Annotated in this window: 16 protein-coding genes and 1 tRNA gene; 8 read left to right on the forward strand and 9 right to left on the reverse strand. The window is 58.9% G+C overall.

Annotated features, from left to right (window positions below; genetic code table 11):
• Window positions 1–2 precede the first annotated feature (2 nt).
• The 8 genes from U9R80_RS04740 to U9R80_RS04775 all read right to left on the reverse strand — a co-directional run bounded on the left by U9R80_RS04740 (window position 3) and on the right by U9R80_RS04775 (window position 4,833).
• Window positions 3–320 carry a hypothetical protein gene (locus U9R80_RS04740; protein WP_301837456.1) on the reverse strand — a complete coding sequence of 106 codons (318 nt, stop codon included), beginning with the start codon at window positions 318–320 and terminating at the stop codon, window positions 3–5.
• Window positions 317–583, reverse strand: a complete 267-nt coding sequence (locus U9R80_RS04745; RefSeq protein ID WP_256824972.1) for a hypothetical protein — start codon at window positions 581–583, stop codon at window positions 317–319. Before U9R80_RS04745 ends, U9R80_RS04740 begins: the two co-directional genes overlap by 4 nt.
• Window positions 580–834: a hypothetical protein gene (locus U9R80_RS04750; protein ID WP_301837455.1), complete on the reverse strand. Its 255-nt coding sequence runs from the start codon at window positions 832–834 to the stop codon at window positions 580–582. Before U9R80_RS04750 ends, U9R80_RS04745 begins: the two co-directional genes overlap by 4 nt.
• The gene (locus tag U9R80_RS04755) at window positions 831–1,292 is read right to left on the reverse strand and encodes a hypothetical protein (protein ID WP_301837495.1); all 462 of its coding nucleotides are present in this window, start codon (window positions 1,290–1,292) and stop codon (window positions 831–833) included. The genes U9R80_RS04750 and U9R80_RS04755 overlap by 4 nt, the downstream gene beginning before the upstream one ends.
• Window positions 1,289–1,510 (reverse strand): helix-turn-helix transcriptional regulator, encoded by a 222-nt coding sequence (locus tag U9R80_RS04760; RefSeq protein WP_301837454.1) that lies wholly within the window; start codon window positions 1,508–1,510, stop codon window positions 1,289–1,291. Before U9R80_RS04760 ends, U9R80_RS04755 begins: the two co-directional genes overlap by 4 nt.
• Window positions 1,511–1,625: 115 nt before the next feature.
• On the reverse strand, window positions 1,626–3,290 hold the full coding sequence (locus U9R80_RS04765; protein WP_301837453.1) for a hypothetical protein: 1,665 nt from the start codon (window positions 3,288–3,290) through the stop codon (window positions 1,626–1,628).
• 47 nt (window positions 3,291–3,337) lie between these two features.
• Window positions 3,338–4,546 (reverse strand): tyrosine-type recombinase/integrase, encoded by a 1,209-nt coding sequence (locus U9R80_RS04770; RefSeq protein ID WP_301837494.1) that lies wholly within the window; start codon window positions 4,544–4,546, stop codon window positions 3,338–3,340.
• A 202-nt stretch (window positions 4,547–4,748) separates the two neighbouring features.
• Window positions 4,749–4,833, reverse strand: a tRNA-Leu gene (locus U9R80_RS04775).
• A 108-nt stretch (window positions 4,834–4,941) separates the two neighbouring features.
• Here U9R80_RS04775 and queA point away from each other — a divergent pair.
• The 6 genes from queA to U9R80_RS04805 all read left to right on the forward strand — a co-directional run bounded on the left by queA (window position 4,942) and on the right by U9R80_RS04805 (window position 11,028).
• The gene (queA, locus tag U9R80_RS04780) at window positions 4,942–5,991 is read left to right on the forward strand and encodes a tRNA preQ1(34) S-adenosylmethionine ribosyltransferase-isomerase QueA (RefSeq protein WP_301837452.1); all 1,050 of its coding nucleotides are present in this window, start codon (window positions 4,942–4,944) and stop codon (window positions 5,989–5,991) included.
• Window positions 5,992–6,005: 14 nt separating this feature from the next.
• A complete protein-coding gene (tgt, locus tag U9R80_RS04785; protein ID WP_301837493.1) occupies window positions 6,006–7,121 on the forward strand; it encodes a tRNA guanosine(34) transglycosylase Tgt in 1,116 nt (371 codons plus the stop codon).
• A gap of 46 nt (window positions 7,122–7,167) precedes the next feature.
• The gene (gene yajC, locus U9R80_RS04790) at window positions 7,168–7,509 is read left to right on the forward strand and encodes a preprotein translocase subunit YajC (protein WP_028942753.1); all 342 of its coding nucleotides are present in this window, start codon (window positions 7,168–7,170) and stop codon (window positions 7,507–7,509) included.
• 63 nt (window positions 7,510–7,572) lie between these two features.
• Window positions 7,573–9,438 (forward strand): protein translocase subunit SecD, encoded by a 1,866-nt coding sequence (secD, locus tag U9R80_RS04795; RefSeq protein WP_301837450.1) that lies wholly within the window; start codon window positions 7,573–7,575, stop codon window positions 9,436–9,438.
• A gap of 9 nt (window positions 9,439–9,447) precedes the next feature.
• Complete coding sequence (secF, locus tag U9R80_RS04800; protein ID WP_301837449.1) at window positions 9,448–10,359, forward strand: protein translocase subunit SecF; 912 nt, start codon at window positions 9,448–9,450, stop codon at window positions 10,357–10,359.
• A gap of 120 nt (window positions 10,360–10,479) precedes the next feature.
• On the forward strand, window positions 10,480–11,028 hold the full coding sequence (locus U9R80_RS04805) for a glycine zipper 2TM domain-containing protein (RefSeq protein ID WP_301837448.1): 549 nt from the start codon (window positions 10,480–10,482) through the stop codon (window positions 11,026–11,028).
• A gap of 69 nt (window positions 11,029–11,097) precedes the next feature.
• Here U9R80_RS04805 and suhB read toward each other — a convergent pair whose 3' ends face one another.
• Window positions 11,098–11,916 carry a type III secretion system regulator SuhB gene (gene suhB, locus U9R80_RS04810; protein ID WP_301837447.1) on the reverse strand — a complete coding sequence of 273 codons (819 nt, stop codon included), beginning with the start codon at window positions 11,914–11,916 and terminating at the stop codon, window positions 11,098–11,100.
• A 145-nt stretch (window positions 11,917–12,061) separates the two neighbouring features.
• Here suhB and trmJ point away from each other — a divergent pair, with 145 nt between their 5' ends.
• Window positions 12,062–12,835, forward strand: a complete 774-nt coding sequence (gene trmJ, locus U9R80_RS04815; protein WP_028942758.1) for a tRNA (cytosine(32)/uridine(32)-2'-O)-methyltransferase TrmJ — start codon at window positions 12,062–12,064, stop codon at window positions 12,833–12,835.
• Window positions 12,836–13,618, forward strand: a complete 783-nt coding sequence (cysE, locus tag U9R80_RS04820; protein WP_301837446.1) for a serine O-acetyltransferase — start codon at window positions 12,836–12,838, stop codon at window positions 13,616–13,618.
• Window positions 13,619–13,736 lie beyond the last annotated feature (118 nt).

The following is a 13,736-nucleotide window of genomic DNA, read 5'->3' on the forward strand; positions in this document are numbered from 1 at the left end:
GGTTACGCCCCTGGTTGGTTGGCTTTCAGCCGTTCACGTACACCGTTGCCGGTCTCTTGCAGGCTCGAGATCAATTCGCCAAGGTTCTCGATCAGCCAGCCGAGGTCTGTCACGGCGTCTTGGGAAATCTCGCCAGCCTGCGAGGCTGTCGCCAGCAGGTGTCCGATCGCTTTGATGCCGTGACCAATGGTTTGGCTGTAGCAGCCCGCTGTCTGGCTGATAGCCTTCAGCTGTTCGGTCTCTTCGAGGCTTGGAGCCTTATCGCTCTGTTGCTCAAGGGAGAGGTTGGGCAGCAACTGATTCCAGTTAATGTTTTTCACTGGGTCACCTCCACGCTATCCAAACTGTTCTGGAGCTTCTCTGAGCTGGACTCAAGGTAAGCGAGGCAGTCGTCGCCCAGGTACTGACCGAGGTTTGCGAGGTCTTTGGCGCATCGTCCGCAGTTGTGCTGGAGATCGATTTGGATCGCGCGCATCAGCGCCGACAACCAGCGGATGTGATCTTTCTCAAAGCCAAGAAGCTCGACTGCGTCGTTCGCGATCTTAGTAAGCGAGTCTTCTACTCGGGAGTTTTTAGCGCTCATTTTGCGACCTCCTGAGAGATGCCATTCAAAGCGGTCACGCATGAGGCCATGGCAGCCTGCACAGCCAGTCGCAGAAGAACCGGGTCAAAGTATCCACCGACAATCGCCTCGGTCAGGCTGCCTTCAACGGCATCGAGCAAGTCGTAAGCCTGCTCAATTGCTTGCGGAGCGGGAATACCCGGTGTGGCCTGGTAATGAGATGGCTTGTTAGTTGCCGCTTTGAACTCTACAGCTTGCGGGCGGCAATTCATTGCACACCGCCTTGCGCTTCGAGTGCGCGGACGATGGCCATGTGGGCGTTGTAGCGATTGATGCGGACGGAGAGAGAAGAGTTTGCGCGGAGAGCATGCAAGGCCAAGCGGCGATGAATGCTTGCGCGAATTTTGGACGGAATGAGGGCGGTCATTGGTGTAGCTCCCATGTGTGAGGAACTGCCACCGTTCGCGGCCAAGCGAGTAATGGTGGCAGATTGCGCAGGGTTGGCCGACCGGGCACATAGGATCCCGGCACACCCGAAGGTGTCCCCGCGCAACCCGCCATAACTCTGGATTGCAGGCACAAAAAAAGCGCCTGCAATTCGAAGAAGGGCGCTGTTGCGCCTATGTGTGTTCGACCGGCCAAGGTCGGTCACTGAGTTTGCAGTGACAGCCGAACTGTAGCCGTCCTGGGCACGGTTGGCAAGCACCGGGAAGAAAGGAGAAGTGGTCATGCTGCTTCTCCGCGGCTTTCAGCGATGCGCGCTTCAACCCATGCAACAACCTCGGCTTCGATCCAGGCTACGCATCTTGGGCCGAGATTGATTTGCTTTGGGAAGTTGCCAATAGCAATGCGCTTATAGACCTCGGCCTTGGAGAGGCCGCATAGATCTGTTACCTGATGGATCTTGATGAACTTGCGAGACTGAGGCCGCTGGGTACCTGCTGACATCTCCTGAGCCCTCCTGAGACGTTTGGGGAATCAACGAGGGCAATGCTGGGGGATTTGCTGGGGGTGTCAGCTAGGGGTGACATACTGACATGTCAGTATTCTCTAGGTTTTTTGGTCAGCTTTTGGGTAAATCGTCCGGCTTTATCGCGTTAGCTAACTCAAAAATCTTCCTTGCATTCTCACCAGTTCGCCCGGAAAGGAATGTCTGTATCGTTTTCTGAATACCATAGGGCGCTGGCTTGCTTCGATCATGGTTCATCCAGTGCTCTACCGCCGCATCGCGCATGGCGAGCAATTTCTTAGTTGAATATGGGAATACGAGTCGCCCAGCAGACTCAGATACCTCCGTCGCTTTGGCTGACACCGTTTCCAGGAGTCGGGACTGAGTTGCTACCAGTTCACGTAATCTCTCCAGCTCAACTTCATCAAAGTGGCTGACGTCAGCCGTCTGATCAAAAGATCTGGCGGGCGCTGGTACGGCCAGAGGAAGCAAATCGGAACCCAGTTCCGCCAGGAGTTGACCGTCATCGAACCTGACGCAGTAGCGAACCTGGTCACGAAGGTTGTCGATTGTGATCTGCAGTTTTTGAAGGCGCTCAATCAGCTCCGAACCATTGCAATCCGCGGGTGACTCATCGGCCTCGATGGGCTCTACGCTAGACCAACCACCTCCCTCAGTAACAATCCGGCCCATTCTTTCGATGTCTGACGGCCTGAACAGAACTTCGTAATCTTCTAGGTCGTTAATCCACCAGGCGCGTTGAGGCTCGATCTCTTGGAGGCCATACATGTCGACATGAATTGCTGGGCCTCGTAGGTGCAGAGGCGCGCCTTCGACCCTAACGGCATTCATTACTTGGCAAATGCCAAGACCAAAGACCTCCCGGTGCTCAAACTCTCCATCTGCAGCATATGTAAGCCCTCGAACCGCCCGACCGTCCATGAAGGCATCGCACATATTGAAGCCAACCATTGCCCACAGTGTTTCCCACTCCACATGATGGCCAGATATGCGCTTCATCCAATCAAGGGCTTGATCTGCTCTGAGGTAATCAATGTGCCTGTAAACTTCCTCCGGGTCTTCGAGCTTCAGGGTTGCAGGTGGTGGCAGAGAGGAACTCTGCACTGGCGCACGACTGCTTGACTCATGAATCACCCGAAGGCCGAGCAAGGCAAAAAGCTCTGCGCCAAGTCTTACGTCTTTCTCGTAGCGTCGAAACAGCTCTTTGCTATCACCTCCTATCACCTGAGCGATAGCGTTTAGTCCAACCGACTCAATTCGACTTAGTACCAAAGGCGCAAAGTCCTCAGAGATCGGTGACAACGGGGCGTCATCGTTTACAAAGACGCTCATTACAGGGTCTGCGAGTTGCTGGGCTTTGATGCGGAGCTTTCGCTCCTCTTCAAGCGCTCTTTCCAGCGATTTAATTCGTTCGATGTAGCTCTCGGGAATAGGCCAGTCAATCCCCTCTTTGGCGCACCAAGCTCTGATTTTTTCGTGCTGCAGCACGTAGTCACAAGGGTTCTTGTAAGTACGTCCAAATAAGGCTGTGAGTTGGTCGATATTGGATTCGAGGGTCTCGACCCATTGCTTTGCCCTCAGGCTGATACGCTCATCAGAACCTCTAGGTGCACTATAGCTAGGGGGGGCTCCGGCCAAGATGTTGGCTGCCTCGGCAATACTGAAGGTTACTCTGGTTGAATATGCTTCGCGCCAATCAGGATGGTGGTCGCCATGCTGATCCCAGAAGCTAAAGTCCATAGTCCCGTCATTGGTCATGTCAAATTCTCCTGGGCATAGGTCTTGGAGACCCAGACCGGACAAAATCAAGCGCGCTGCTGAATGCTTACAATGTCTGCACCAACGCAGAGTGAGTCGATGACGTCAGCCCACTCCTGCATCATGGTGCGGCGTTGCTCAAGGTAGGACGCATGGTTATAGGTGTCCCTGATCGAGTCCTGATCGCCATGAGCCAGTTGCCTCTCGATCCAATCGCTGTTGTAGCCGCGAGTGTTCAGGCTGGTGCTTAGCAGGTGTCGGAAACCATGACCTGTCTGGCGGCCTTCGTAGCCGATGGTCGAGAGCACCTTGTTCACCGTGTTCTCGCTCATTGGTCGCGATCGATCGTTACGGCCAGGAAATGCCAGTGGATAACTGCCAGTGATTTCCTGCAGCTGGCGCAAAAGGGCAACAGCTTGGGAGGGAAGGGGAACGAGGTGAGGGCGCCTGGCCTTCATCCTGACTGCCGGGATTGTCCAAGTGGCAGAGTCCAGGTCGAACTCTTCCCAAGGCGCGTTCCGCAGTTCGCCAGGTCGGACGGCAGTGAGCACCAGCAACCGGATAGCGAGCTTGCTCGTGAGGTCGCAGTTGGCAGAGTCCACCTTCCTAAGTAGCTCGGGCAATTCCGCTTCGGTGACATGCGGGTGGTGGCGTGTTTGTGGCGCATGGGCAGCGACCACATCTAGATCAGTAGCAGGATTGGCGGCGACAACGCCCTTTGCAAGGCCGAATCTGAATATCTGCCCCAGCCACTGGCGAACCTTGCGCGCGACGTTGAAGGCTTCCCGCTTTTCGATTCGCCTTACCAGGTCAACCAGATCGGGACGCGACACCTCGGCAACCGGGCGGCTGCCTATCACTGGAATGATGTCGCTCTCCAGATACTGCAGTGCCTTGTTGGCCGTGGCGGGGGCCCAGCGCGGCTTGTTGTAGGCATACCATTCACGCGCCAGCGATTCCAGGGTGAGCGCCTGGGCCGCGGACGCGGCTCTCTCTTCGCGCTTGTGGGCGCTGGGGTCTATGCCTTGAGCCAGGATCTTGCGCGCAGCCTCTCTTCGTTCGCGTGCCTGCGCCAGTGTGACTGCCGGGTAGGATCCGAGGCTAAGCATCTTTGCCTTGCCCTCGAATCGATAGCGCAAGCGCCAGAGCTTTCCGCCAGAGGTTGTCACCTCGAGGCAGAGACCTTGGGAGTCCGCAATGCGGTACAGCTTTTCACGAGGCTTGGCGGTGCGGATGGCGGTATCAGTGAGCGCCACGTAGATTCCTTCCTGCCAGCCGCCCTTGTTGAGCGCCCGGCTGTGAGTAGATTTGGAGACCGAACTCGATCTACTCGCAAATCTACTCACATAGGATTGAGCTTTCAAGAGACTTCCTGAGACTCATGGAGACAAAAAACCGGCTCAATGGCCGGTTTTCTTGGGTTCCAGAGACTCATGGAGAACTCTGGAGATTTGGATTTGGTGCCCCGAGGGAGACTCGAACTCCCACTCCTTTCGAAAACGGATTTTGAATCCGCCGCGTCTACCAATTCCGCCATCAGGGCTTGTGGCGGCGGAGTATAAAGAGGTGCCTACCGTTGGTCAATCAGGTTTCATAGTCAATTTTCGTCTTTTCGGCTAAACTTTGCGGCCCTGTCGAACCGAACACCATCATGCGCGTCGCCGATTTTTCTTTTGAGCTCCCTGATTCCCTGATCGCTCGCCATCCGCTGGCGCAGCGCCATAGCAGCCGGCTGTTGACCCTGGATGGGCCGAGCGGGGCACTGGCTCATCGCCAGTTCACCGACTTGCTCGAGCACCTGCGTCCAGGCGATCTGATGGTGTTCAACAATACCCGGGTGATTCCGGCGCGCCTGTTCGGCCAGAAGGCCAGTGGCGGCAAGCTGGAGATTCTGGTCGAGCGTGTGCTGGACAGCCATCGGGTACTGGCCCATGTGCGTTCGAGCAAGTCGCCCAAGCCGGGCACGCAGATCCTGATCGACGGTGGTGGCGAGGCCGAGATGGTTGCCCGTCATGACACGTTGTTCGAGCTGCGCTTTGCCGAAGAAGTGCTGCCGCTGCTCGACCGTGTCGGGCATATGCCGCTGCCTCCTTATATTGACCGTCCCGACGAGGGCGCCGATCGCGAGCGCTACCAGACGGTCTACGCCGAGCGCGCAGGTGCCGTAGCCGCGCCCACCGCCGGGCTGCACTTCGATGAAACTTTGATGGCGAAGATCGCCGCCAAGGGCGTTGAAACGGCCTTTGTCACCTTGCACGTCGGCGCTGGTACGTTCCAGCCCGTGCGGGTCGAGCGCATCGAAGACCACCATATGCATAAAGAGTGGCTAGAGGTCAGCCAGGACGTGGTCGACGCCGTCGCCGCCTGCCGCGCTCGCGGTGGCCGGGTGATTGCCGTGGGCACCACCAGCGTGCGTTCTTTGGAAAGCGCCGCCCGCGATGGTGTGCTCAAGGCGTTCAGCGGTGACACCGACATCTTTATCTTCCCGGGCCGGCCGTTCCATGTGGTCGATGCCCTGGTCACCAACTTCCACCTGCCTGAATCCACGCTGCTGATGCTGGTTTCGGCCTTCGCCGGTTATCCCGAGACCATGGCAGCCTACGCGGCGGCGGTCGAGAATGGTTACCGCTTCTTCAGTTACGGTGATGCCATGTTCATCACCCGCAATCCGGCGCCGCGCGGCCCCGAGGATCAAGCATGAGTCGCACCTGTCGTATGTCCTTCGAGTTGCTGGCCACCGACGGCAAGGCCCGTCGTGGTCGCCTGACGTTCCCCCGTGGCGTGGTCGAGACCCCGGCATTCATGCCGGTGGGTACCTATGGCACGGTCAAGGGCATGCTGCCCCGGGACATCGAGGCCATCGGCGCGCACATGATCCTGGGCAACACCTTCCACCTGTGGCTGCGCCCGGGCACCGAGGTGATCAAGGCCCACGGTGACCTGCACGATTTCATGAAGTGGCAAGGCCCGATCCTCACCGACTCCGGTGGTTTCCAGGTGTTCAGCCTGGGCGCCATGCGCAAGATCAAGGAAGAGGGCGTGACCTTCGCCTCGCCGGTCGATGGCTCCAAGGTGTTCATGGGCCCTGAAGAGTCGATGCAGGTCCAGCGTGACCTGGGCTCCGACGTGGTGATGATTTTCGACGAATGCACCCCGTACCCGGCCGATGAAGACGTGGCCCGTGTCTCGATGGAGCTGTCGCTGCGCTGGGCCCAGCGCTCGAAGAACGCCCACGGCGACAGCACCGCTGCACTGTTCGGTATCGTGCAGGGTGGTATGCACCAGAACCTGCGCATGCGCTCGCTCGAAGGCCTTGAAAAGATCGGTTTTGACGGCCTGGCCATCGGTGGCCTGTCGGTGGGCGAGCCCAAGCACGAGATGATCAAGGTGCTGGACTACCTGCCGGGCATGATGCCGGCTGACAAACCTCGTTACCTTATGGGGGTAGGCAAGCCGGAGGATCTTGTTGAGGGTGTGCGCCGCGGCGTCGACATGTTCGATTGCGTGATGCCTACGCGCAACGCGCGCAACGGCCATCTGTTTGTCGATACCGGCGTGCTGAAAATCCGTAACGCGTTCCATCGCCATGATGATTCGCCACTGGATCCGACCTGTGACTGCTACACCTGCCAGAACTTCTCCCGTGCTTATCTGCACCACCTGGACAAGTGTGGCGAAATGTTGGGCAGTATGTTGAATACGATCCATAACTTGCGCCATTACCAGCGTTTGATGGCTGGTTTACGCGAGGCTATTCAACAAGGTACATTGGCCGCCTTTGTCGATGCCTTTTACGCCAAGCGCGGGCTGCCTGTGCCGCCCTTGGACTGATGTTTTGTCGATCCCTAACAAGTACTGAATGCAACTGGAGTGCTAAATGAGCTTTCTGATCCCCGCCGCTTACGCGGACGCCGCTGCCCCAGCCGCTGCCGCCGGCCCTGCCGGTACTGGCTTCGAGTGGATTTTCCTGGTCGGTTTCCTGGTCATCTTCTATCTGATGATCTGGCGCCCACAGGCCAAACGCGCCAAAGAGCAGAAAAACCTGCTGAGCAACCTGCAAAAGGGTGACGAAGTTGTCACCAACGGCGGCATCGCCGGCAAGATCGTAAAAGTGGCCGACGACTTCGTGGTACTGGAAGTATCCGACAACGTTGAACTGAAGTTCCAGAAGGGCGCCGTTGCCGCGACCCTGCCTAAAGGGACGCTCAAAGCGATCTAAGTTTCAGTTTTTTACCAATCGACGGGGCGCGCAAGGCGCCCCGCGTCTTGAACGGGCGGCGTGATGCTGAACAAATACCCTCTGTGGAAATACCTATTGATCGTGGCGGTACTGGCGATCGGTTTTATTTATTCCGCTCCCAACCTTTACCCTGATGATCCGGCCGTTCAGGTCAGTGGTGCCAGCACGGCGCTGCAGGTCACTCAGGCGGATCTGGATCGCGCGAGCAAGGCGCTCGTCGAAGCCGGTATCCAGGTCAAGGCTGCAAGCCTGGGCGAAAAGGGCAAGGGTGCATTGCTGCGCCTGACCAAGCAGGAAGACCAACTGCCAGCCAAGGATGTCGTACGCAAGGCACTGGGTGATGACTACGTTGTAGCGTTGAACCTGGCCCCGACTACCCCGCAATGGCTGCGCAACCTGGGCGCAAGCCCGATGAAGCTGGGTCTGGACCTTTCCGGTGGTGTGCACTTCCTGCTGGAAGTGGACATGGACAAGGCCATGTCGGCCCGCCTGAAAGTCTACGAAGGCGAAGTCAAAAGCCTGTTGCGTAAAGAGCGTGTGCGCTATCGCAGCCTGCCGCAGCAAGATGGCGACATTCAGTTGGGCTTCTCCGATGAAGCCTCCCGCGAGCAGGCTCGCAGCCTGATCCGCAAGAATTTCAACGATTTCGAGCTGACCACCACCGAGCGTAATGGCCTGTCGGTGCTGCGTCTGGCGATTACCCCGGCCAAGGTCGCGGAAATCCGCGAATACTCGATCAAGCAGAACTTGACCACGGTCCGTAACCGGGTCAACGAGCTGGGCGTTGCCGAGCCGCTGGTACAGCGCCAGGGTGCCAACCGCATCGTGGTGGAGCTGCCAGGCGTGCAGGACACTGCCGAAGCCAAGCGTATCCTGGGTAAAACCGCCAACCTGGAGTTCCGTCTGGGTGCCGAGCCGGGCGCTTCCAAAGCCACCACCGAAACCTTCGAGTTCCGTGAGGGCGGTCGTTCGGCCGCTGTCGAGCGTGGCCTGATCATCACCGGTGACCAGGTTACCGACGCCCAGGCCAGCTTTGACGAGCAGGGTCGCCCGCAGGTGAACATCCGTCTGGATGGCCATGGCGGCGAACTGATGAGCCGCGCAACCCGCAGCAACGTCGGTCGCAGCATGGCGGTGATCTTCATCGAGCAGCGCCCGACCACTCGTTACGTGAAGCAGATGGTCGATGGTGTCGAGAAAGACGTCGCCGTCCAGACCTTCACCGAAGAGAAGCGCATCATCAGCCTGGCAACCATCCAGTCGCCACTGGGCAGCCAGTTCCGCATCACCGGCCTGAACGGCCAGGGTGAGTCCTCGGAACTGGCCCTGCTGCTGCGTGCCGGTGGCCTGGCTGCACCGATGTACTTCGCTGAAGAACGCACCATCGGCCCAAGCCTGGGTGCCGACAACATCACCAAGGGTATCGATGCATCCCTGTGGGGCATGTTGTTCGTCTCGCTGTTCATCATGGCCATCTACCGCTTCTTCGGCCTGATCGCCACCATTGCCCTGGCCGGTAACATGGTCATGCTGCTGGCGCTGATGTCGCTGCTGGGTGCAACCCTGACCCTGCCGGGTATTGCCGGTATCGTCCTGACCATGGGTATGGCGGTCGACGCCAACGTGCTGATCTTCTCGCGGATCCGCGAAGAGCTGGCCAATGGCATGTCTGTGCAGCGCGCTATCCACGAAGGCTTCAACCGTGCCTACACCGCGATTGTCGACGCCAACCTGACCACCCTGTTGGTGGGCGGCATCCTGTTCGCCATGGGTACCGGTCCGGTCAAGGGCTTCGCAGTTACCATGTCCCTCGGGATTTTCACCTCGATGTTCACGGCCGTCATGGTTACCCGCGCAATGGTCAACCTGACCTGCGGTGGGCGTGATATCAAGAAGCTGTGGGTTTAAGGGGCTGCCATGTTACGAACCATTAACTTCATGGGTGTGCGCAACCTTGCGTTCGGCATCACCCTGCTTCTTACCGTACTGGCGCTGTTCAGCTGGTTCTATAAGGGGCTCAACTTCGGCCTGGACTTCACCGGCGGTACGCTCATCGAGCTGACCTACGAGCGTCCGGCCAACCTCGGCCAGGTGCGTGAGGAGCTGGTCAAGGCCGGCTTCCAGGACGCCGTGGTGCAGAGCTTCGGCGCGACCACCGACTTGCTGGTGCGTATGCCTGGCGATGATCCGATGCTGGGCAACCGCGTCTCCGAGGCCCTGCAGAAGATCAGCACCGACAACCCGGCCGTGGTCAAGCGCGTCGAGTTCGTAGGACCGCAGGTCGGTGAGGAGCTGCGTGACCAGGGTGGCCTGGGTATGTTGCTGGCCCTGGGCGGCATCATGCTGTACCTGGCCTTCCGCTTTCAGTGGAAGTTCGCCTTGGGGGCGATTCTCTCGCTGGTCCACGACGTGGTCGTGACCCTGGGTATCCTGTCGTTCTTCCAGATCACCTTCGACCTGACGGTGCTGGCGGCGGTGCTGGCGATCATCGGCTACTCGCTCAACGACACCATCGTTGTGTTCGACCGGGTACGTGAGAACTTCCGGGTACTGCGCAAGGCGTCGCTTATCGAGAACATCAACATCTCGACCACTCAGACCCTGCTGCGTACCGTGGCCACGTCGGTATCGACCTTGCTGGCCATCGCTGCGCTGTTGTTCTTCGGTGGCGATAACCTGTGGGGCTTCTCGCTGGCGCTGTTTATCGGTGTCATGGCGGGTACCTACTCGTCGATCTACATCGCCAACGTAGTGCTGATCTGGCTGAACCTGAGCAGCGAAGACCTGATTCCACCGGTCAAGGCAGAGGGTGTGGACGACCGTCCGTAAGGACTTTTCCCACGCTGTGTGTCGTAGAAGAAGGCGCGAGTATTGAACTCGCGCCTTTTTTTATGCTCCAAGGCAGGGAGAAGGCGGGCAATGTTCCGCAGGTACGATCAGGAGGTTCACGTGAACAAGTCAATGCTGGTGGGTGCGGTTCTGGGTGCTGTCGGTGTTACCGCCGGAGGTGCTGTGGCCACCTACAGCCTGGTCAAGAGCGGGCCGGAGTACGCCGAGGTTCTGGCGGTGCAGCCGGTCAAGCAGACCGTCAAGACGCCACGCGAAGTCTGCAAGGATGTCACTGTCACGCGTCAGGCACCGGTGAAGGATCAGCATCAGATTGCCGGTACTGTGCTAGGTGCAGTGGCAGGTGGCCTGCTGGGTAACCAGATCGGTGGCGGCACCGGCAAGAAGATTGCTACGGTGGCCGGTGCGGTCGGTGGTGGCTATGCCGGTAACAAGGTGCAGGAAGGCATGCAGGAGCGTGATACTTACACGACCACTCAGACCCGCTGCAACACGGTCAACGACCTGAGCGAGAAGGTGGTGGGTTATGACGTGAAGTATTCGATCGGTGACAAGGTTGGTCAGGTTCGCATGGATCGTGACCCGGGTTCGCAGATCCCGTTGGATAAAGAGGGCAAGCTGGTGTTGAGCCAGGCGCCGACGGAACAGTAATCGCCCTCTCTAGGCGCAACCCATAAAAAAAGCACCCCGAAGGGTGCTTTTTTTGTGCCCGATCGACGCTTAACGCTTGATCGAGGCAGGCAGGTGCGGCTGGATAGCAGTCAGTACGGCCTTGAAGCACTTGGTGTTGCCGGCAACGATGTGGCCCTTCTCGAGGAAGTCGTGACCACCGGTGAAGTCGCTCACCAGGCCGCCTGCTTCCTGAATCAGCAGGGCGCCTGCAGCCATGTCCCATTCCGACAGGCCCGATTCCCAGAAGGCATCGAAACGACCGGCGGCAACATAAGCCAGGTCCAGGCTGGCAGCGCCGGCGCGACGGATGCCGGCGGTCTGGCCAACCAGGGCGCGGAACATGCCCAGGTAGTTGTCCAGGTCAGCCATCTGGTTGTCACGGAATGGGAAACCGGTACCCAGCAGAGCGCCTTCCAGGCTGGTGCGAGGGCTGACGCGCAGGCGGCGGCCGTTCAGCTGGGCGCCACGGCCACGGCTGGCGGTGAATTCTTCCTGGCGGACAGGGTCCAACACCACGGCGTGCTCAAGGCGGCCACGGTATTTGCAGGCAATGCTGACAGCGAAGTGCGGAACGCCACGCAGGAAGTTGGTGGTGCCGTCCAGTGGGTCGATGATCCACAGGTAGTCCTTGCCTTCTTCGCCGCTGCCGGCGTGCAGGCCGGTCTCTTCGCCATAGATGGAGTGGTTCGGGTAGGCCTTGCGCAGAGCGTTGATGATGCTTTGCTCGGCAACACGGTCGACTTCGGACACATAATCCTTGGCGTCTTTTTCATCAACCTTGATGCTATCCAGGCGCTCGATGGAGCGGAAAATCAGTTCACTGGCGCTGCGGGCGGCGCGCAGCGCGATATTCAGCATGGGCTGCATGGACGTTTCACCTGGGTCGTTAAAGAAAGCCGAACATTCTAGCAGAAAACTTCGCGCGAAGAAGTGTGTCATTTGCTTTCGTAGCGTAATGTTGGTCGGTTCTGTAAGATTTGCCCCCTTATTTCCATGTCTGTGAGCACTCGCCTTGCTGCAAAATATTCGTGTTGTTCTGGTCAATACCAGCCACCCCGGCAATATCGGCGGCGCTGCGCGTGCCATGAAAAACATGGGCTTGTCGCGCCTGGTGCTGGTCGATCCGCTGGATTTCCCCTCCCATGAGGCCGATGCCCGCGCCTCCGGTGCCGATGATGTGCTCGCCGGGGCGCAAGTGGTCGCGACCCTCGAAGAGGCGTTGGCCGGCTGCAATCTGGTGCTCGGCACCAGTGCCCGCGATCGGCGTATCCCCTGGCCGTTGGTCGATCCGCGCGAATGCGGCAGCAAAACCATCGAGCATGCGGCTCAGGGGCAGGAGATTGCCCTGGTTTTCGGTCGTGAATATGCCGGCCTGACCAACGAAGAGCTGCAGCGCTGTCATTTTCATGTGCATATCCCTTCCAATCCTGATTTCAGCTCGCTGAACCTGGCGGCGGCCGTGCAGGTACTGGCCTATGAAGTGCGCATGGCCTGGCTGGCGGCTGAAGGCCAGCCGTCGAAGGTGGAGAAATTCGAAGTGACGTCAGTGCGCAGCAGCGAGCTGGCGACCATGGATGAAATGGAGCTGTTCTATGAGCACCTGGAGAAGACCCTGGTGGACATCGGCTTCCTTGACCCGGAAAAGCCCAAGCACCTGATGCCGCGCTTGCGTCGTCTGTATGGGCGCAGTTCGGTCAATCGTTCGGAAATGAGTATTTTGCGCGGCATTCTCACCGAGACCCAGAAAGTGGCCCGGGGCGAGCCGCATAAACGCAAGGATCAATAGATGTTCGAGCGTCTGCGTGAAGATATCCAGAGCGTTTTCCACCGTGACCCGGCGGCGCGCAATGCCTTTGAGGTCCTGACCTGCTACCCGGGCATGCATGCGATCTGGCTGCATCGGGCGGCGCATGCGCTATGGAAGCGTGACTGGAAATGGCTGGCGCGGCTGGTATCGAACTTCGGGCGCTGGATGACCGGTATCGAGATTCATCCGGGTGCCAAGGTGGGGCGGCGCTTTTTCATCGACCACGGCATGGGAATTGTCATCGGTGAGACCGCCGAGATCGGTGATGACGTCACGCTTTACCAGGGTGTAACCCTGGGCGGCACCAGCTGGAACAAAGGCAAGCGTCACCCGACCCTGGAAGACGGTGTCGTGGTCGGTGCTGGCGCCAAGGTGCTGGGCCCGTTCACCGTGGGTGCCGGGGCCAAGATAGGCTCCAATGCCGTGGTTACCAAGGCGGTGCCGGCAGGTGCTACTGCGGTGGGTATCCCAGGGCGGATCATCGTCAAGACCGACGCCGAGGTCGAGGCCAAGCGCAAGGCAATGGCCGAGAAGATCGGATTTGATGCCTATGGTGTCAGCGAAGACATGCCTGACCCGGTGGCACGCGCCATTGGTCAGTTGCTGGATCACCTGCAGGCGGTGGACGGGCGGCTGGAGGACATGTGCGGTGCGCTGAAGAACCTTGGCAGCGACTACTGCGCCAAGGAGCTGCCGGCCTTGCGTGAAGAGGACTTCGCCGAGGTCAAGGGCGAGTCGCGCAGCGACACGCCGACGCATTGACAGAAGGGCGTGCGCACACGCCCCTTCGTTTGCTATCATTCCGCCGCCCTCCTGCGGCAAACCCGACTAAAGCACTAGGTCTTATAGTTGACTTAAACGCTCGGGAATAGCATACTCG

The sequence above is a fragment of the Pseudomonas sp. JQ170C genome (assembly GCF_035581345.1).
Classification (GTDB): domain Bacteria; phylum Pseudomonadota; class Gammaproteobacteria; order Pseudomonadales; family Pseudomonadaceae; genus Aquipseudomonas.

Bases quoted from the DNA above. Each gene is read 5' to 3' on its own strand.
- U9R80_RS04745 (WP_256824972.1), bottom strand. From the start codon at position 583: ATGAGCGCTAAAAACTCCCGAGTAGAAGACTCGCTTACTAAGATCGCG.
- U9R80_RS04750 (WP_301837455.1), bottom strand. From the start codon at position 834: ATGAATTGCCGCCCGCAAGCTGTAGAGTTCAAAGCGGCAACTAACAAG.
- U9R80_RS04755 (WP_301837495.1), bottom strand. From the start codon at position 1,292: ATGACCACTTCTCCTTTCTTCCCGGTGCTTGCCAACCGTGCCCAGGAC.
- U9R80_RS04760 (WP_301837454.1), bottom strand. From the start codon at position 1,510: ATGTCAGCAGGTACCCAGCGGCCTCAGTCTCGCAAGTTCATCAAGATC.
- U9R80_RS04765 (WP_301837453.1), bottom strand. From the start codon at position 3,290: ATGACCAATGACGGGACTATGGACTTTAGCTTCTGGGATCAGCATGGC.
- queA (WP_301837452.1), top strand. From the start codon at position 4,942: ATGCGCGTCGCCGATTTTTCTTTTGAGCTCCCTGATTCCCTGATCGCT.
- tgt (WP_301837493.1), top strand. From the start codon at position 6,006: ATGTCCTTCGAGTTGCTGGCCACCGACGGCAAGGCCCGTCGTGGTCGC.
- yajC (WP_028942753.1), top strand. From the start codon at position 7,168: ATGAGCTTTCTGATCCCCGCCGCTTACGCGGACGCCGCTGCCCCAGCC.
- secD (WP_301837450.1), top strand. From the start codon at position 7,573: ATGCTGAACAAATACCCTCTGTGGAAATACCTATTGATCGTGGCGGTA.
- secF (WP_301837449.1), top strand. From the start codon at position 9,448: ATGTTACGAACCATTAACTTCATGGGTGTGCGCAACCTTGCGTTCGGC.
- suhB (WP_301837447.1), bottom strand. From the start codon at position 11,916: ATGCAGCCCATGCTGAATATCGCGCTGCGCGCCGCCCGCAGCGCCAGT.
- cysE (WP_301837446.1), top strand. From the start codon at position 12,836: ATGTTCGAGCGTCTGCGTGAAGATATCCAGAGCGTTTTCCACCGTGAC.